Here is a 17,883-nt window from a genome sequence, read left to right on the forward strand (position 1 = left end):
ATCACACTTTCAATCAGATCGCTTGTTCCGCACGCAGCCGTGCAATCTCCGGCGCACCGTAGCCCAGCTCGGCGAGAATGGATTCGGTGTGCTCGCCCAAAGCAGGCACCGGCCCCATCGGTGGCGGCTCACTGCCGCTGAGGTGATGCGGCGGGTACAGCGCCGGCAGCGGGCCGCTGGGCGAACCGATATCAGTCCAGCGCCCACGCGCCGCCAACTGCGGGTGACGCCACAGATCGGCCATCTCGTTGAGCTGAGCATTGGCGATTTGCGCCCCATCCAGGCGTTCGACCAATTGCTCGGCAGTCAATGTCAAGCACACGCTTTCGATGACAGCGCGCAACTGCTCGCGCCGGGCCAACCGGTTGGCATTGCCCAGATAGGCCTTGGCCAGCTCCGGCTGAAGCAGCACCTTCTCGCAAAAAATGGCCCACTCGCGGTCATGCTGCACCGCCAGCACCACCTGCTTGCCGTCGCCGCAGGTAAACGGGCCGTAGGGGTAAATTGCCGCGTGCGAGGCACCCGCGCGCGGCGGCGGCGGCTGACCGTCCAGCGTGTAGTAGAGCGGGAAGCCCATCCACTCGGACATCGCTTCGAGCATCGAGATTTCGAGCCGCTGACCGCGCCCCGTGCGACCGCGTTGAAGCAGTGCTGCCAGCACGCTGCTGTAGGCGTACATGCCAGCGGCAATGTCGGCAATCGACAGCCCGGCCTTGGACGGCTGCTCGGGGGTGCCGGTCACCGACACAAAACCGGCCTCGCTCTGGATCAGCAGATCGTAGGCCTTCTTCTCGGTGTAGGGACCGCCTTCGCCGTAACCGGAGATGTCGCACACGACGATACCGGCATTGACAGGCGCCAGGCTCGCGTGGTCCATCCCCATGCGCGCCGCCGCGCCAGGCGCGAGGTTTTGCACCAGCACGTCGCAGCGCTCCACCAGCTTTTGCAGCACGGCGCGCGCGGCCGGCTGCTTGAGATCCAGCGTCAGGCTCTCCTTGGAGCGGTTGCACCAGACGAAGTGCGAAGCCAGGCCGTGCGCGCGGGTGTCGTAGGCGCGGGCGAAATCGCCCTCGCCCGGGCGCTCTATCTTGATGACGCGCGCACCCAGATCCGCGAGCTGCCGGGTGCAAAACGGTGCCGCAATAGCATGTTCCAGCGTGACGACGAGCATTCCTTCCAATGGACGCATGGCAGCTACTTTCAGAAAGAGCGTGGCAACCCGAGCACGTGATCGGCCACGTACGACAGGATCAGGTTGGTCGAGATCGGTGCCACCTGGTACAGCCGGGTTTCACGGAACTTGCGCTCGACATCGTATTCGCAGGCAAAGCCGAAGCCGCCATGGGTCTGAATCGCGGTGTTGGCCGCCTCCCAGGAGGCTTTGGCGGCGAGGTACTTGGCCATATTGGCCTCGGCACCGCAAGGCTGGTGGGCATCAAACAGCTCGCAGGCACGCCAGCGCATCAGATCGGCGGCCTCGGTCTCGATGTGGCTTTCAGCGATAGGGAACTGCACACCCTGGTTTTGCCCGATCGGGCGGTCAAACACACGGCGCTCGCGCGCGTAGCGCGCGCTCCGGTCGACGAACCAGCGGGCGTCGCCGATGCATTCGGCGGCAATCAGTGTGCGCTCGGCGTTCAGGCCATCGAGGATGTACTTAAAGCCTTTGCCATCCTCACCAATCAGGTTGTCCACCGGGATCTCCAGATTCTCGAAGAAAAGCTCACTGGTCTCGTGGTTGACCATGTTGCGGATGGGCTTGACCGTCAGCCCCTTGCCAATGGCCTGATGCAGGTCAACGATGAAGATTGACATGCCGTCGGACTTGCGCGTCACCTCCTTAATCGGGGTGGTGCGCGCCAGCAGAATCATCAGGTCGGAGTGCTGGACGCGCGAAATCCAGACCTTCTGGCCATTGACGACGTAACGATCACCCTGCTTGACCGCCGTGGTCTTGATCTTGGTGGTGTCGGTGCCCGTGGTGGGTTCGGTCACGCCCATGGATTGCAGGCGCAATTCGCCGCTGGCAATCTGGGGCAGGTAGCGGCGCTTTTGCGCATCAGAGCCGTGGCGCAGCAACGTGCCCATGTTGTACATCTGGCCGTGGCAGGCCCCGGCATTGCCGCCGCAACGGTTGACTTCTTCCATCACCACCGAGGCTTCGGCCAGCCCCAGGCCCGCGCCACCGTATTCCTGCGGGATCATCACCCCCAACCAGCCCGCGCGGGTCAGCGCGTCCACAAATTCCTCCGGGTAGGCACGCGCTTCGTCGATCTTGCGAAAGTACGCGTCCGGAAAGCGTTTGAAAAGATCGCGCAGTGCAGCGCGCAACTCCGGGTAACGTTCTTGATTCATCATGCTTGGTTCTTGAAAATCCGTACCGAGACACTCAGCGGAACTGGCTGAAATCGGGCTTGCGTTTTTCGAGGAAGGCACTGGCACCTTCCTGTTGTTCGCCGGTGCTGAAGTAATTGGGTGCCACTTCCTTGATCAGGTCATTCATGTCACGGCCCATGATCGGTGCCATGTGGTGATAAAACGAACGCTTCACGATCTTCAGGCAGGTCGGCGAAAGCGACAGCAACTCGTCGCAATACTTGCGCACCTCCACGTCGAGCTTGGCCATCGGCACCACGGAGTTGGCCAGCCCCCAGTCAAACGCCTGCTGCGCGTTGTAACGGCGGCACAGTATCCACAACTCGCGCGCGCGCTTGTGCCCCAGCACATTGGCTGCGTGCGAGACGATGTAGCCCCCTGCGGGAGAGCCCACGCGCGGCCCGTTCTGGCCGAAGATCGCGTGCTCGGCCGCGATGGTGAAGTCGCAGAAGTAGGCGATATGGTGCCCCGCGCCAATCGCATAACCGTTAACGCGTGCAATCAACGGTTTCGGACATTCGGCGATTTGCCGGTTGAAATTGAACTCCAGGTCCTGCAGACCGCTCTTGCCGCCTTCTCCTTTTTCCCAGTTGACGTCGCCGCCGACGCAGAAGGCGCGTTCGCCCACACCTGTAAGCACGATCACGCCGACTTTCGGGTCGCGGCCGGCCTGGGCCAACAGGTTTTCCATTTCCTTGATCGTGTCGCCGGTGAACGCGTTCAGCGTCTTGGGCCGGTTGATCGTGATGGTTGCGACGAAATCTTTGACGTCGTAGATGACTTCTTTGTCGCTCATGTTGCTTCCGTTTTTTTCGAGGTTACGGGTTGGAAGAGGAGGAAAAATTTCTGGCGAGGAGCGCAAGGCGCGCATCACTGTGTCTGCGCGGCGCGCCGACGCGCAAACTCGAGGAACCATTCGAGGCTCGCGGGATTGGCGAGTGCGTCGCGGTTCACGACTCTTTCGAGCGCGTGCCCAAGCAGCAGCTTTTTGATCGGCAACTCGAGCTTCTTGCCCGTGAGCGTGCGCGGCACCTCGGGGATCACGAACACCTCGTCGGGTACGTGGCGCGGCGAGACGGAAGTGCGGATGGCATTTTTGATGCGGTCGGTCAGGCCCTGGTCCAGGGTGATGCCAGGACGCAGCACGACGAACATCGGCATGTAGCTCTCGCGCCCGAGGTATTCGAGGTCCACGACCAGGTTGTCGAGCACTTCGGGCAGCGCCTCAACCACGCTGTAGATGTCGCTCGTTCCCATGCGCACGCCATGGCGGTTGATGGTGGTGTCGCTGCGACCGTAGATTATGGCGCCGCCGCGCGGTGTGATGCGGATCCAGTCGCCGTGGCGCCACACGCCCGGAAACATGTCGAAGTAGCTCTCGAGGTAGCGCTTGTGGCCCGGATCGTTCCAGAAATACAGCGGCATCGAGGGCATGGGCGCGCTGCACACCAGTTCGCCCACTTCGTCGAGCACGGGCTGCCCCTGCTCGCTGAAGGCCTCCACGCGCGCGCCGAGGCAGCGCCCCTGCATCTCGCCGATGTACACGGGCAAGGTGGGCACGCCGCCGACGAAAGCGCCGGCAAAGTCGGTGCCGCCCGAGATCGGGTTGATCCAGACTTCGCTCCCTAAGTGCTCGGCGAGCCAGTGGTAGCTTTCGGGCGCGAGCGGCGAGCCGGTAGAGCCCACGCCGCACAAGGAGCTCAAGTCGGTGATTTGCTGCGGCTCCACGCCCTGCTTTTGGCAGGCGGCAAAAAACGCCGCGCTTGCGCCGAGAAAGTGCAGGCCCGCGTCGCCCGCGAAGCGCCACAGGGTGCCGTAGTCGGGCCAGGCGGGGTTGCCGTCGTACACGCAGGCCGTCGCGCCCACGAGCAGGCCTCCGATCTGGCAGTTCCACATGATCCAGCCCGTGGTCGAGAACCAGTGGAAGTTGTCTTCGGGCCCGAGGTCGTTGTGCAGGCGCATGAGCTTGACCTGTTCGAGCACGATACCGCCGTGGCCGTGCACGATGGGCTTGGGCAGACCCGTGGTGCCCGAGGAATAGACGATCCACAGCGGATGATCAAACGGCAGCGAGGCAATCTGCAACTCGGCCGGCTTGGCCAGGGTTTCGCGCCAGAGTATGGCGTTGCGCAGGCCGTCGGGGCGCGCGTTCGCGTCCAGGTAGGGCAGAAAGATGCAGCGCTTCACACTCGGCAAGCCCTCGAGCAGCATGGCCACGGTGTCACTGCGTTCGTAACGGCGCCCGCCCCAGTGGTAGCCGTCAACGGCGATCAGCACCTTGGGTTCGATCTGGCGGAAGCGGTCGAGCACCGTGGGCGCGCCCATGTCGGGCGAGCACAAGGACCAGATCGCGCCGACCGACACCACGGCCAGAAAAGCCACCATGGTCTGAGGGATGTTGGGCAAGTAGGCCGCGACACGATCGCCGGGCTGCACGCCCGCCTCGCGCAGCCACTGCGCGAGCGCCGCAACCTGCTCCTGCAACGTGTGCCAGGACATCTCGGAGCGCTCGCCCACCTCGTTGCGAAACACGATCGCAGGCCGCGCATCGGTAGCGTGGCGGAACACCTGACGCGCGTAGTTGGTGCGCGCGCCGACGCACCACTGCGCGCCGGGCATCTTGCGCTCGCTCAGCACCTGGCCGTTCCAATGGTCAAGCGGCAGGTCGAAATACTGCACGATCGCGCTCCAGAAGCCTTCGAGGTCATCGACCGACCACTGCCACAGCGCGCCATAGTCGGCAAAGCGCAAGCCCCTTTCGCGCTCCAGCCATTGCTGAAAGCGCGTGAGTTCGGCCCTTGCCACGCGCTCGGGCGAGGGCGTCCACAGAATCTCTGGCGTTTCGCGGCTCATCCTGTCATTGCTCCATTTTTTGTGCCACATTCCCTAGCCGCACAACACCAGTCGCGCCAAGGCGCTCGATCTCGTGCTGTGCATAACCCACTTCGCTGAGGACGGCCATAGTGTTCTGGCCCAAGATGGGCGGGGGCGGCATGGTTTCGGGCCGGTGCATACCCTCGGCCAACCGCGCGGGAAACGGGATCATTGGCAGTCCCGGTAGCGCCGGGTGCTCGACGAAGCGGTCCGCCAGAACAGGGTCTGACATGGCTGCGGCCACGGTGTTCACTGGCCCGCAGGGAATGTCCGCAGCCTCGAACGCAGCCACCCACTCGGCAGCCGGGCGCTTGGCAAAGATCGCCGCCAGTTCGGCCAGCAGCGCGGGCCGGTTGGCAACACGTGCAAAGTTTCTGTTGTAACGCTGATCGGTCAGCCAGGCGGGCTGATTGACAACGCCACAGAAGCGTCTGAACGCACCTTCATTGACCACCGACACACTGAACCAGGCACCGTCAGAACCTTGGAAGTGACGGCTGGGCACGGCGATCGGCAAGTTCACCGAGCGAACCGGCTCGCGTTGCTCGACCGCATGCTCGCCCACCTTGGCTGCCATGAAGTTGAAAATGGTGTCGGCCAGCGCCAGCTCGACGCGCTGCCCGCGACCGGTCTGCTGCCAGTGCATGACCGCAGCCAGCACACCCAAAGCGCCGCACATGCCAGACGCCACATCGATGATCGGCAAGCCGATGCGAACCGGCGGATCACCTTCCTCGCCGCTGGCGTAAAAAGCCCCGGTCATGCCCTGCACCACGCTGTCCACGGAAGGGCGCAAGCGGTACGCACTGTCTCCGCCAAAGGCCGACACCATGGCGTAGATGATTTCCGGGTTGATCTTTCGCACATCCTCGTAGGTCAGCGCATTTTTTTCAGAGAAATCGGGGCGAAAGTTGTGCACCAGCACCTGCGACTGGGCGATCAGTCGGACCAGCACCTCGCGCCCTGCGTCCGTACGAAAGTCCAGTGCCAGCGACTCCTTGCCACGGTTGCAGGTCATGAACGTAACGCTTGAATCGCCGTAGAACGGCGGGCCGAAATGCCTCCCTCCTCACCGCTCAACGCCTCGACCTTGATGACGCGCGCACCGAGGTCTGCCAGCACCATGGCCGCATACGGACCGGCGATCAAGCGCGACAAGTCGACGACCGTGATGCCCTGGAGGATGCCCGCCACGCCTTCGCCTCTTCTTACTTCTTGGCGCCGCGCATCCGGCTGCGAAACGCGGCGATACCGTCCCGGTGCTCCGGCGTGTCCTCGAGGACGGCCATGTGCGAAGAAACCATGTCCAGGTGGGTGGCCAGCGCCATGGTCTGGCTCTGGTACACCGCGCGGCGAAAGAAGCGCACGGCCTGCTGCGGTTTGGCCGCGATGGTACGCGCCAGCGCGTAAGTGGCCGCCATCAGCTCTTCATCGGGCACCACCCGGTTGACCATGCCGATGCGCTCGGCCTCCTGCGCATCGACGGTGCGGCCGGTCCAGAACAATTCCAGGGCGCGCGCCGTTCCGATCAGGCGCGGCAGGAACCAGGCGCCCGCATCGCCAGCCATCAGCCCGATGTCGATGTAGCTCTCGGCCAAGGTGGCCGAACTGGCCATCACCCGCAGGTCGCACATCAGCGCCATGTCGCACCCCGCGCCCCGCGCGGCACCATTGATCGCCGCGATGACCGGCTTTTCCATGCGCTCCAGCGTCAGCGCGATGCGATGCACGTGCCGGTACAGGAAGTTCTTGCGGCCCAGACTGTCGAGTTCGCTGAACTTGGCCATTTCGTCGAAATCACCCCCCGCGCAAAAGGCACGCCCAGCGCCCGTCACCACGACAACCCGCACCCGATCATCGGCCTCGGCCGACTCAAGCGCCGCCCGCCAGGCTTCGATCATTGACAAGTCGAAGGCATTGAGTTGGGCAGGACGATTGAGGGTCAGGGTGCCGACGCCATCGGCATCGATCTTAAACAGCACCGGGGATTCTGCGGACATGAAATCTTTCCTCTCTCGATCGAGTAGCGCGAAGTCTCCAGTCAACCGCTGACTGAAGGATGACGGCATAGTAACATAACAGCTGTTAGTTAGATTTACAATCCAGCCAACTACGCTGCACCGACGATAAGGCGGCCTCAAACCGAACGAACGAAATCAGCCAGCGACAGCGTGCCCGCGAGCACCTGCTCGCCGACCACCTTGTGCCAGCAGGCCTCCGATCCGTGAGCCATGCGCCACTCGTGCAGGCGCCTGGTCAGCAATTGCAAATCGAATTCTTCGGTCACGCCGATCGCACCGTGCAAGGCATGGGCGGTTGACGCGACCACCATGGCCGCTTCGCTGGTACGCGACTTGGCCATGGCGGCCGCCAGCAGGGAAGGCGCTTTACCGTCCCCCTGAAAGGCGGCTTCAGCGGCCATGGAGGCGGCTGCGGTGTGCTCGGCCATCACGCTCAATTGATGCTGCACCGCCTGGAACTTTCCGAGGGATCTGCCGAATTGCACGCGGTCGTTGCAGTATTGCAGCGTCATCTCGAATACCCGACTCATGGCACCGCTGAGCAGGGCCGCATGCAATGCGGCCCCAAAGGCGGGCAAGATCGCGCAGCCGCTGGGCACGCGGTCGGCAATGGCCGCATCCGGCCAGGTGAGCGTTGCCGTCAGACTGCGGTTCACACCCGTGGCCTGGCGCCGGGCCGCCGCGCAAGGCAGCAGCAGCAAGGCCTCACCGTCGCGGGCGAGCACAAAGTCGGCCAGCAGGCCATAGGGTGTCAACGCGCAGGTGATGCCGCCGTCGGCTTCGCGCCGAAACGCTGCGGCCAGCGTGACCATGCCAGAAGGCAGGGCCATCTGCGCGGCCAGCAGCGCATGCGCCACGATGGTTTGCGCCACGGGCACCGGTACCGCGTAGCGCCCGAAATGGCACAGCACAGGAAATAGATCGGCCAGACCCAGGTCGGCCCCGCCTTCGGATTCAGGTGCCAGCAAGGCCAGGAATCCGGCTCCAGCCACCGCATCCCACAAGGCTGCGGGTGAGCCGCCTGCTTCGATGGCGCGCACCGCGGCAGGGGTGCACTGGTCTTTGAGAATGTCTTCTATGGCTTCTGCAAACACGACCTTGTTCTTTCTCAACGCAAGCCCAGCCCGCGTGCGATCATGCCGCGCAGGATCTCGCGCGTGCCGCCGCGCAGGGAATAGGTGGGAGATATCTGGCTCACGTAAGCCAGCGCGCGGTACAGGTCGGCATCCACCGGCGCATCCGGGTTCATGGCGATGGCCGCCTCGAGAACGGCCGGAATGCTTTGCTCAAATTCTGTACCGATGTCCTTGACCAGTGCGGCTTCGACGACCGGGCTCTCGCCGTTGACCAGCTTGCTGGTGACGGCGATGGACATGTGGCGCAGCGTGGCCAGATGCGTGGCAAAGCGCCCGATGGTGGCGGCATGGACGGCGGCGTCCGGCGCGTGACGCAGGCAGTCGATCCAGTGGTCCAGCAAAACGATGCTTGAATAGATGCGTTCCGGTCCGCTGCGCTCGAAGGCCAGTTCGGCATTGACCTGTGCCCAGCCGCTGCCCTCCTGGCCGACCAGCGCGTCATCGGCCAGCAGGACATCGTCGAAAAAGACCTCGGAAAAATGGGCATCACCGGTCAGATCATGAATCGGACGCACCGTCACGCCAGGCAAGGACAGTTCCACAATAAACTGCGACAACCCTGATTGCCGGTCCTGCGGCTCACCCGAGGTGCGCACCAGGGCGATCATGTAGTGGCAATGCTGCGCATTGGTGGTCCATATCTTGCGACCGTTCAAACGCCAGCCACCTGCGCAACGTGTCGCCCGGGTACCGACACTGGCGAGGTCGGAGCCGGCATTGGGCTCGCTCATGCCGATGCAAAAAAAGGCCTCGGCGGCGCAGATTTTCGGCAGATAGAACTGGCGCTGCACTTCACTGCCAAACTTCAGGATGAGTGGCCCGCTCTGACGGTCGGCGATCCAGTGCGCCGACACAGGTGCACCGGCGGCGAGCAGTTCTTCCACAAGCACAAAGCGCGAGAAGGCGTCAAGGCTGGCACCGCCGTACGCGGCGGGCAAGGTCACACCGACCCAGCCACGCGCGGCCAGCTTTTGACTGAACGCGGCATTGAAACCCATCCATGACCGCGCCCGAATGTCCGGCGGTCCAGGTTCGAAGCTGGACTGGAGAAAGGCTTTCACCTCGGCACGAAACAGGTCTGTTGCCGCGGGAAGCTTGGCAAGCCGGAAAGCCGATAGCAGATTACTCACGCGCAATATCTCCGTGCAGTGGGCATCGCTGCAATGGAAAACACTACTCCGATACCGTCTTCATCCTAGTCGGCACGGTTATACAGGTCTCTGAAGCGTTCGCGCAGCGGATGTTTCTGAATCTTGCCCGTGGTCGTCATCGGCAAGGCGTCCAGAAAGCGGATCGCCTTGGGCACCTCGAAACCGCCAAGATGTTCCTTGCACAGCTGCAACAGCTCTGCCTCATCGACCTGCGCGCCGGGCTTGCGCACGACAAAGGCCGTGACCGCCTCGATCCAGCGTGCATGGGGCAACCCCACCGCCACGGCATTGGCGACCGCCGGGTGACGCAGCAGAACCGCCTCTACCTTGACCGAGGCAACGTTTTCTCCGCCGGTCTTGATCATGTCTTTCTTGCGGTCCTTGAACAGCAATTGACCGTCAACCCACATCCCCAGATCACCCGTGTGGTGCCATCCAAAGAGCCGTGCCTCGGCGGTCGCCTCAGGGTTTTTGTAATAGCCTTCCATGACATTGGGGCCGCGATGAACGATCTCTCCCACCTCGCCCTCACCGAGGATGCGGCCCTGGTCATCCATGACCTCGGTGTCGTTGAGAATGGAGCTGACGCCCCAGTATGGCCCGAAGCGGCGCAGTTGCTCCTCCGGCCGAAAGGCGACGGTGGCGGGGTACATCTCGGTTTGGCCCGTGGCCAGCATGTAATTTGGGCAGAACTCCGCAATCAGGCGACGCAGCAAAGTCTCGGCCATCGGCGCCATCGCGTAGACACACAGACGCAGGCTTGACAGGTCGCGCTGCTTTCGCGAAGGGTGATCGAGCATGGCCTGATGCATCAGCGGCAAGCCGATCAGGAAGCTGATGCGCTCTCGCTCGATCGTGTCAAGCATTGCGCCGGGTTCAAATCCACGGGTAATGACAACCGTGCCGCCGGCGGCAATCACTCCGCACATCAGCGTGTGCTGTGCGCAATGAAAAAGCGGCAAAGTAGCGTTGTTTACGTCGTCGCGACGCAAGCCGAACTCCACCGCGTTTGCCATCGCGGCCATCACCACCGACAAGTGACTCTGCATCACCCCCTTGGGCCGCCCTGTGGTGCCACTGGTGTACATGATCTGCGCAACGTCGTGGTCGCCAATCTCAACCATCGGCTCTTGCGGCAAATGGGCCTCGAGCGCTGCCGTGAAACTGCCAAACGTGTCGATGGCCTCGCCCTCGATCACCCATCCGCGCCCGGGACGGGCATGCACAAGCGCGCGCAAATCGGGACGGGCCAGTTGTGCACCGTCGATCAGCACAAAGCGGGCCTCGGCATGCTCCAGGATGTAGCCCACATCGTCAAGGCCGAGCCCCGTATTGATCGGTACCCAGATCAGACCGGCACGGTGGATGCCGAACATCGCGACGACGAAATCGATCGAGTTATTGCACAGAGTGACCACCCGATCGCCGCGCTGGAGCCCAGTGGCGATCAAAGCGTTGGCACAGCAACTGACGAGCGCATCGAACTCGCCATAGGTCAGGCGCCGATCCCCCAGGATCAGCGCGAGCTTGGCCCGATCACGTCGCGCTCCGCGACGCAGGAAGTCACCGATGGTGACACGGGCGATTTGTCCGGGAGAGGGTACGCCAAGAAGAGCTGGGGACGATGGACTCATAAAGACCTCACTCAAAAGTGTTCGACATGCCTGCGCCTCGGATCAATCCAAGATCGCTACAGTGCAGCCACCAGTTCCGGCACCGCAGCGAACAGATCCGCCACCAGGCCATAATCCGCGACCTGAAAGATCGGCGCTTCGGGGTCCTTGTTGATGGCGACGATGACCTTGCTGTCCTTCATGCCGGCCAGATGCTGGATCGCACCCGAGATGCCGACGGCCAGATACAACTGCGGCGCAACGATCTTGCCGGTCTGCCCGACCTGGTAATCATTGGGGGCGTAGCCAGCATCGACGGCGGCACGCGAAGCGCCGAGCGCGGCACCCAACTTGTCGGCCAGCGGCTCCAGCACGGCATGAAATTTCTCAGCAGCTCCCAGTCCACGTCCACCCGACACAATGATCGAAGCAGCGCTGAGCTCCGGGCGCTCGAGTTTCACCACCTCACGACCCACGAGTCGGCTCAAGCCCAGATCAGCCGTGGCGGCCAGCGTCTCGATCGCCGCCGCGCCGCCCGCGCCCACCGGGTCGAATGCGGTGGTGCGAATGCTCAGCACCTTGATGGCATCATTCGATTGCACACGCGCCAGCGCATTGCCGGCATAGAACGGGCGAACGAAGGTGTCCGCGGACTCGATGGCGATCACGTCCGACACCTGAGAGGCGTCCAGCAGTGCTGCCACGCGCGGCAGCAGGTTCTTGCCAAAGGCGGTGGCCGGTGCCAGCACATGGGTGTAGGCTGCATCGGAGCGCACCCGTGACCGCACCAGCTCGGCCAGGTTCTCGGCCAGGTGGGCTTCGTAGTGGGCTGCATCGGCGTGCAGCACATGGGTCACGCCCGCGACCGCCGCGGCGGCCTGGGCCACGGCAGCGCATTTAGCTCCGGCCACCAGCACGTGCATGTCGCCGCCCAGCGGTTTGGCGGCGGCGATCGTGTTCAGCGTTGACGCCTTGAGGACGGTGTTGTCATGTTCCGCAATGATCAGTGTTGTCATCAGATGACCTTCGCTTCTTCTTTGAGTCGTTTGACGAGTTCGGCCGTATCGGCCACTTTGATGCCGGCTTTGCGCTCCGCCGGCTCGCTAACGTGAAGGGTCACGGTGCGCGGCGCAATGTCGATGCCGAGCTCAGCCGCCTTGATCACCTCCATCGGCTTCTTCTTTGCCTTCATAATGTTGGGCAGCGTGACGTACCGCGGCTCATTGAGCCGCAAGTCGGTCGTGATCACCGCCGGCAGTTTCAACTCGAGAGTTTCCAGACCACCGTCAATTTCGCGCGCCACGACGGCCCGCTCGCCCTCAATCTGGACTTTCGAGGCAAAGGTCGCCTGCGGCCACCGCATCAATGCAGCGAACATTTGCCCGGTCTGCCCTGCATCGCCGTCGATCGCCTGCTTGCCGAAAATAGCCAGTTGCACACCCTCTTTCGTGGCAACATGGCTTATCAGCTTGGCCACCGCCAGTGGTTCGAGCCCGGCGTCGGTTTCAATCAACACGCCGCGATCGGCACCGATGGCCATCGCGCTGCGCAAGGTCTCCTGACAAGCGTTCGGTCCGCAGGACACAGCGATCACTTCCGAAGCGACACCGGCCTCCTTGAGGCGCACCGCCTCTTCACAGGCGATTTCGTCGAACGGATTCATGGACAACTTCTGGTTCACGAGATCGACTCCCGAACCGTCGGATTTGACGCGGGCTTTGACGTTGTAGTCCAGCACCCGCTTTACAGCGACCAATATCTTCACTTTGACTCCATGGGTTTAAATAATTTGCAAATACGGACTTGGGTGCACCCGACTCACTCCCACTTCCAATCCTTGTACATCTCGCGCAACTTGGTCTTGAGGAATTTGCCGGTCGAGGTGCGCGGGATTTCGTTGACAAACGCAAAGCCTTCGGGCAACTGCCACTTGGCAAAGGTCTTGGCCAGATGGTCCCGAATCTCTTCAGCGGTAGCACTCATGCCTGGGCGCAACACCACCACCGCCAACGGCCGCTCGGCCCAGCGCGGGTGCGGCACGGCGATTACCGATGCCTCCAGCACCGCCGGGTGGCCCATCACAGCGTTTTCCAGATCGACCGAGCTAATCCATTCACCACCCGACTTGATCAGGTCCTTGGTGCGGTCTGTCAGGCGCAGGAATCCCTCCGAATCGATGCATCCCACGTCGCCGGTACGCAACCATCCATCGGCGGTGAAGCTGCTCTCGTTGAGCGGCAGATCATGGTAGCCGCCGGTGACCCACGGACCACGGACCTGGATCTCTCCGACCGAACTGCCGTCCCACGGCACCTCTCCCTCGTCGCCGATCAGGCGGATGTCGACCAGCGGCGCGGCCATGCCCTGCTTGGTGCGGAAACCATACTGCTCTTCCTTGGACAGTGAGCGCATCTGCGGCTTGAGCACCGAAACCGTGCCCAGCGGGGAAGTCTCGGTCATACCCCAGGCGGTAGCGACCTCAAGATTGAACTCGTCAAAACCACGGAACAGCGACTCCGGCGCCGCCGAACCGCCGACCAGCATGCGCATGCCGGGCATCAAATCGTACTTGGCCGGGTTGGCACGCAGCGTCTGCAGCAACGATAGCCAGATCGTCGGCACCCCGCCGGTCACAGTAACGCGCTCACGCTGGTACAAGTCGAGCAGCGAGTCCGAGTCGAGATGCGGCCCGGGGAACACCTGCTTGGCGCCGACAAAGGTGGAGATGAACGGCAGACCCCAGGCGTTGGCGTGGAACATCGGCACGACGGGCAGCACAGTGTCCGTGCCAGAAACATTGATCCCGCCCGGGAGGGCCGCCACGAGCGTATGCAGCACGGTCGAGCGGTGCGAATAGACGACACCCTTGGGGTTCCCGGTAGTGCCCGAGGTGTAGCACATGCCACAGGGCGCATTTTCGTCAACCTCGACACATTTGAAATCGCCGGTCGCCTTGCCGATAAAGGTTTCGTAGTCGTCGTGACCCTGTGCCACCGATTTGCCGGTCAGCGGAACCACGATGATGCGCTCGAAGTTGACATCCTTGGCAAACTGCGCCAACAAAGGCAGCAGTACATCGTCGACGATCAGGAAACGGTCCTTGGCGTGGTTAACGATAAACGCCAAGTCATGCGGAAACAGACGCAGGTTGAGGTTATGCATCACGGCACCCGCTGCCGGGATGCCAAAGTAGCATTCCAGGTGTGCATAGTGGTTCCACATCAAGGTGGCTACCCGATCACCGGGCTTGATGCCGGCCGTGACCAGCGCCTCGGCCAACCCTTTGGCCCGGCGATGGAAGTCAGCATAGGTATGGCGGTGCAGCGACTTGTCAGGCATCCGCGAAACGATTTCCACCTTTGGATGATAGAGCTTGGCCCGCTCCAGAAAATGATTGAGCGACAGCGGCACTTGCATCATGGTCGATTTCATAGTCATGGTTCAACTCCAAAAAATATCATTACAGACTCAACTCAAAAACCAGCAGTCAGCACTCCATGCCCGACAGAGCAAGGATCGACTTCACCCCTCGCTGCAGCCGCCACGCGAGGAAACAGCATGGTGTACATGCGCTGCGCCAACGCATCGACATCCAGACGACCCTCAGACCGGTACCACTGCGCCGTCCAGTTAAGGGCACCGAGTACCGTCTGTCGCACCAGCGCGGCATCGGGGTCGACCCAACCCAAAACCACAGCCTCATTGATGGGCTCCATCCACAAGGCCTCGTAGGCATCGCGCAATGCCAGCACCCGGGTCTGGGCGGCGGGCGACAGGCTGCGCCATTCATAAAGCAACACCGTCATCGCGTCGAGCTTCGCGCCCAGCAAAGCCTTCAGGTGGCAGCGCACCATCGACAGCAGCCGCTCGGGCAAGCGAGTCTCACCGGCCAGCCCGTCACGCACCGACTGCATGATGTCGCGAACTCCGCCCTCCATCACCGCTACCAGCAACTCCTCCTTGGTGGCGAAGTGATAGAAGAGCGAGCCCGAGGTCATTCCCAGCGCCTCGGCGATATCGCGCACCGAGGTGCGCTCGAAACCGCGACGCCGGAACTGGCCCGCCGCAATGGCCAAAATCGCATCCTTTCGCCCGTTGTCACGCACCTTTGTCATGCCGTACACTATATCATCTAACAAGCGTTTGATCGGTTTCGGATCGCGGGAACGACACTTCCGGCGCATTCCGCGTGGATGAATCAAAACCATCGCAGCCGTCGCCCTTGCCAGATTTAAACCACCTCAAAGGACAGACCTAGACATGCTGACACGCACCATCTTTGGCGAAGAACACGAACTCTTCCGGGACCAGGCCCGTCGCTTCCTGGAAGAGGATGTCATTCCCCATCACGCCGGCTGGGAAGCAGATGGCATCGTGCCGCGCGAGGTCTGGCGCAAGGCAGGCGCTGCGGGTCTGCTGTGTCCGGCCATCCCTGAAGCCTACGGCGGCGGCGGCGGTACACGCCTGCACAGCGCCGTGCTAATCGAGGAAATCGCCCGCGCCGGAACGAGCGGGATCGGCTTCGGATTGCACTCGGACATCGTCGCTCCCTACATCCTGGCCTACGGTACCGAGGAACAAAAGCGCACCTGGCTGCCGCGCATGGCCACCGGCGAGGTCATTGGCGCCATTGCCATGACCGAGCCCGGTGCCGGCAGCGACCTGCAAAACGTGCGCACCCAGGCGCTGCGTGAGGGCGATGAGCTCATCATCAACGGCCAGAAAACCTTCATCACCAACGGCCAGAACGCCGACGTGGTAATCGTGGTCACCAAAACCGACCCCACCAAGGGTGCCAAGGGCACCTCGCTGGTGCTTGTCGAGACAAACCGTCCCGGTTTTCAACGCGGACGCAACCTCGAAAAAATCGGCATGAAGGCGCAGGACACCTCAGAGCTCTTTTTCGACAACGTGCGCGTGCCCGTAAGCAACATCTTGGGCGGCGAAGGCAAGGGCTTTTTCCTGCTCATGCAGGAGCTCGCCTGGGAGCGCATGCAGATCGCCGTCGGCGCAGTGGCAGGTGCCGAGGCGGCGCTCGAATGGACGCTGGCGTACACCAAGGACCGCAAGGCCTTCGGCCAGCGCGTGATCGACTTCCAGCACAACCGCTTCAAACTTGCCGAAATGAAGACCGAGATCCAGGTCGCACAGGTCTTTGTCGACCGCCTGCTCGGTCTGCTGATGGAAGGCCAGCTTGATGCTGCCACCGCAGCGATGGCCAAGTACTGGACCACCGACCTGCATTGCAAAGTGATCGACCAGTGCCTGCAGATGTTCGGCGGCTTCGGCTACATGTGGGAGTACCCGATTGCCCGCGCCTATGCGGATGCACGCGTCGCACGCATCTACGGCGGAACCAACGAAATCATGAAAGAAATCATCAGCCGCACGCTATAGAACGCGCCTTCCGCCGCCTTTAGTCCTCCACCAGTTAAAGAAGGAAACCCACCATGACCGATGCATTCATTTATGACGCCGTGCGCACGCCGCGCGGCAAGGGCCGCAGTTCAGGTGCCCTGCACGGCACCACGCCCATCAGCCTGGCCATCACGGCCTTGCAGGCGCTGCGTGACCGCAACGCCCTGGACACCGCCTTCGTCGACGACATCATCCTCGGCTGCGTCGAACCCGCCGGTGAGCAAGGTGCCAACATCGCCCGCGTGGCGGCCATCGCCGCCGGTTATCACGAGTGCGCGCCCGGCGTGCAAATCAACCGCTTTTGCGCCTCCGGGCTCGAAGCCTGCAACATGGCCTCCGCCAAGGTCATGTCGGGCCAGTCGCCCTTGGTCATCGGCGGCGGTGTGGAGAGCATGAGCCGCGTGCCGATGGGCAGCAGCGGCGGCGCCTGGGTGATTGACCCGGCAGTGGCGATTCCGACCTATTTCGTGCCGCAAGGCATTTCGGCCGATCTGATTGCCACCCTGTACGGACACAGCCGCAAGGACGTGGACAGCTACGCCGTCGAGAGCCAACGTCGCGCCGCACAAGCCTGGGTCGAGGGACGCTTCGCCCGCTCCATTGTGCCGGTGAAGGACGTGAACGGCTGCGTCGTGCTCGCGCATGACGAACACATGCGCGCCGACACTACCCTGGAATCGCTGGCCAAGCTGGATCCTGCGTTCCAGGTTCAGGGCGAGAAGTACGGCTTCGACGCGGTCGCCCTCCAGCGCTATCCCCAACTCGAAGGCATCACGCACGTGCACCACGCCGGCAACTCCTCGGGCATCGTGGACGGCGCGTCCGCGGTGCTGATCGGCAACGCCGAAGTCGGCAAACGGCTCGGTCTGAAACCCCGTGCCCGCATCCGCTCTTTTGCTTCCGTGGGCAGCGAGCCCACCATCATGCTGACCGGCCCCTCCTACTCGGCAGAAAAAGCGCTCAAGCTGGCTGGCATGAATGCGGCAGACATCGATCTTTACGAGTTGAACGAAGCCTTCGCCTCGGTCGTGTTGCGCTTCATGGAGGTAATGAACGTCCCGCACGACAAGATGAACGTCAACGGCGGGGCTATCGCGATGGGGCATCCGCTCGGCGCCACCGGCGCCATGATTCTGGGCACCCTGCTCGACGAACTCGAGCGCCGCAACCTTTCCACCGGCCTGGCCACGCTGTGCGTGGGCGCCGGCATGGGCACCGCCACCATCATCGAGCGCGTCTGACCCAGCCGCCCCCGGAAACACGCAGGTTTCACCCCATTTACCAGGACTCTCAC

Annotated in this window: 16 protein-coding genes; 2 read left to right on the top strand and 14 right to left on the bottom strand. The window is 62.8% G+C overall.

The window, feature by feature from the left end; translation table 11 throughout:
• Positions 1 to 13: 13 nt before the first annotated feature.
• The 14 genes from WJU18_RS03295 to WJU18_RS03360 all read right to left on the bottom strand — a co-directional run bounded on the left by WJU18_RS03295 (position 14) and on the right by WJU18_RS03360 (position 15,286).
• Positions 14 to 1,189, bottom strand: a complete 1,176-nt coding sequence (locus tag WJU18_RS03295; RefSeq protein WP_423458749.1) for a CaiB/BaiF CoA transferase family protein — start codon at positions 1,187 to 1,189, stop codon at positions 14 to 16.
• An 11-nt stretch (positions 1,190 to 1,200) separates the two neighbouring features.
• Positions 1,201 to 2,358 carry an acyl-CoA dehydrogenase family protein gene (locus WJU18_RS03300; protein ID WP_423458750.1) on the bottom strand — a complete coding sequence of 386 codons (1,158 nt, stop codon included), beginning with the start codon at positions 2,356 to 2,358 and terminating at the stop codon, positions 1,201 to 1,203.
• Positions 2,359 to 2,389: 31 nt separating this feature from the next.
• Positions 2,390 to 3,172 (bottom strand): enoyl-CoA hydratase-related protein, encoded by a 783-nt coding sequence (locus WJU18_RS03305; RefSeq protein ID WP_423458751.1) that lies wholly within the window; start codon positions 3,170 to 3,172, stop codon positions 2,390 to 2,392.
• Positions 3,173 to 3,246: 74 nt separating this feature from the next.
• A complete protein-coding gene (locus WJU18_RS03310; RefSeq protein WP_423458752.1) occupies positions 3,247 to 5,229 on the bottom strand; it encodes an acetoacetate--CoA ligase in 1,983 nt (660 codons plus the stop codon).
• A 4-nt stretch (positions 5,230 to 5,233) separates the two neighbouring features.
• Complete coding sequence (locus tag WJU18_RS03315) at positions 5,234 to 6,268, bottom strand: CaiB/BaiF CoA transferase family protein (RefSeq protein ID WP_423458753.1); 1,035 nt, start codon at positions 6,266 to 6,268, stop codon at positions 5,234 to 5,236.
• The gene (locus WJU18_RS03320) at positions 6,265 to 6,444 is read right to left on the bottom strand and encodes a CoA transferase (RefSeq protein WP_423458754.1); all 180 of its coding nucleotides are present in this window, start codon (positions 6,442 to 6,444) and stop codon (positions 6,265 to 6,267) included. Before WJU18_RS03320 ends, WJU18_RS03315 begins: the two co-directional genes overlap by 4 nt.
• A gap of 14 nt (positions 6,445 to 6,458) precedes the next feature.
• On the bottom strand, positions 6,459 to 7,250 hold the full coding sequence (locus WJU18_RS03325; protein WP_423458755.1) for an enoyl-CoA hydratase/isomerase family protein: 792 nt from the start codon (positions 7,248 to 7,250) through the stop codon (positions 6,459 to 6,461).
• Positions 7,251 to 7,387: 137 nt separating this feature from the next.
• Positions 7,388 to 8,365 carry an acyl-CoA dehydrogenase family protein gene (locus tag WJU18_RS03330; protein WP_423458756.1) on the bottom strand — a complete coding sequence of 326 codons (978 nt, stop codon included), beginning with the start codon at positions 8,363 to 8,365 and terminating at the stop codon, positions 7,388 to 7,390.
• Positions 8,366 to 8,379: 14 nt separating this feature from the next.
• Positions 8,380 to 9,537 carry an acyl-CoA dehydrogenase family protein gene (locus tag WJU18_RS03335; protein ID WP_423458757.1) on the bottom strand — a complete coding sequence of 386 codons (1,158 nt, stop codon included), beginning with the start codon at positions 9,535 to 9,537 and terminating at the stop codon, positions 8,380 to 8,382.
• A gap of 65 nt (positions 9,538 to 9,602) precedes the next feature.
• A complete protein-coding gene (locus WJU18_RS03340) occupies positions 9,603 to 11,192 on the bottom strand; it encodes an AMP-binding protein (RefSeq protein WP_423458758.1) in 1,590 nt (529 codons plus the stop codon).
• Positions 11,193 to 11,248: 56 nt separating this feature from the next.
• Positions 11,249 to 12,187 (bottom strand): electron transfer flavoprotein subunit alpha/FixB family protein, encoded by a 939-nt coding sequence (locus WJU18_RS03345; RefSeq protein WP_423458759.1) that lies wholly within the window; start codon positions 12,185 to 12,187, stop codon positions 11,249 to 11,251.
• Positions 12,187 to 12,936, bottom strand: coding sequence for an electron transfer flavoprotein subunit beta/FixA family protein (locus tag WJU18_RS03350; protein ID WP_423458760.1), 750 nt, complete (start codon positions 12,934 to 12,936; stop codon positions 12,187 to 12,189). Before WJU18_RS03350 ends, WJU18_RS03345 begins: the two co-directional genes overlap by 1 nt.
• 53 nt (positions 12,937 to 12,989) lie before the next feature.
• Positions 12,990 to 14,609 carry a long-chain fatty acid--CoA ligase gene (locus WJU18_RS03355; protein ID WP_423458761.1) on the bottom strand — a complete coding sequence of 540 codons (1,620 nt, stop codon included), beginning with the start codon at positions 14,607 to 14,609 and terminating at the stop codon, positions 12,990 to 12,992.
• Positions 14,610 to 14,644: 35 nt separating this feature from the next.
• Positions 14,645 to 15,286 carry a TetR/AcrR family transcriptional regulator gene (locus WJU18_RS03360; protein WP_423458762.1) on the bottom strand — a complete coding sequence of 214 codons (642 nt, stop codon included), beginning with the start codon at positions 15,284 to 15,286 and terminating at the stop codon, positions 14,645 to 14,647.
• 145 nt (positions 15,287 to 15,431) lie between these two features.
• Here WJU18_RS03360 and WJU18_RS03365 point away from each other — a divergent pair, with 145 nt between their 5' ends.
• Together WJU18_RS03365 and WJU18_RS03370 are read left to right on the top strand one after the other, a co-directional pair.
• On the top strand, positions 15,432 to 16,568 hold the full coding sequence (locus WJU18_RS03365) for an acyl-CoA dehydrogenase family protein (protein WP_423458763.1): 1,137 nt from the start codon (positions 15,432 to 15,434) through the stop codon (positions 16,566 to 16,568).
• A 53-nt stretch (positions 16,569 to 16,621) separates the two neighbouring features.
• On the top strand, positions 16,622 to 17,830 hold the full coding sequence (locus WJU18_RS03370) for an acetyl-CoA C-acetyltransferase (protein WP_423458764.1): 1,209 nt from the start codon (positions 16,622 to 16,624) through the stop codon (positions 17,828 to 17,830).
• The last annotated feature ends 53 nt before the right edge of the window (positions 17,831 to 17,883 follow it).

The sequence above is a fragment of the Ottowia sp. VDI28 genome, assembly GCF_049532675.1.
In the GTDB taxonomy this organism is placed as follows: Bacteria; Pseudomonadota; Gammaproteobacteria; order Burkholderiales; family Burkholderiaceae_C; genus Ottowia.

Bases quoted from the DNA above. Each gene is read 5' to 3' on its own strand.
- WJU18_RS03295 (WP_423458749.1), bottom strand. From the start codon at position 1,189: ATGCGTCCATTGGAAGGAATGCTCGTCGTCACGCTGGAACATGCTATT.
- WJU18_RS03300 (WP_423458750.1), bottom strand. From the start codon at position 2,358: ATGATGAATCAAGAACGTTACCCGGAGTTGCGCGCTGCACTGCGCGAT.
- WJU18_RS03305 (WP_423458751.1), bottom strand. From the start codon at position 3,172: ATGAGCGACAAAGAAGTCATCTACGACGTCAAAGATTTCGTCGCAACC.
- WJU18_RS03310 (WP_423458752.1), bottom strand. From the start codon at position 5,229: ATGAGCCGCGAAACGCCAGAGATTCTGTGGACGCCCTCGCCCGAGCGC.
- WJU18_RS03315 (WP_423458753.1), bottom strand. From the start codon at position 6,268: ATGACCTGCAACCGTGGCAAGGAGTCGCTGGCACTGGACTTTCGTACG.
- WJU18_RS03325 (WP_423458755.1), bottom strand. From the start codon at position 7,250: ATGTCCGCAGAATCCCCGGTGCTGTTTAAGATCGATGCCGATGGCGTC.
- WJU18_RS03340 (WP_423458758.1), bottom strand. From the start codon at position 11,192: ATGAGTCCATCGTCCCCAGCTCTTCTTGGCGTACCCTCTCCCGGACAA.
- WJU18_RS03345 (WP_423458759.1), bottom strand. From the start codon at position 12,187: ATGACAACACTGATCATTGCGGAACATGACAACACCGTCCTCAAGGCG.
- WJU18_RS03355 (WP_423458761.1), bottom strand. From the start codon at position 14,609: ATGACTATGAAATCGACCATGATGCAAGTGCCGCTGTCGCTCAATCAT.
- WJU18_RS03360 (WP_423458762.1), bottom strand. From the start codon at position 15,286: ATGACAAAGGTGCGTGACAACGGGCGAAAGGATGCGATTTTGGCCATT.
- WJU18_RS03365 (WP_423458763.1), top strand. From the start codon at position 15,432: ATGCTGACACGCACCATCTTTGGCGAAGAACACGAACTCTTCCGGGAC.
- WJU18_RS03370 (WP_423458764.1), top strand. From the start codon at position 16,622: ATGACCGATGCATTCATTTATGACGCCGTGCGCACGCCGCGCGGCAAG.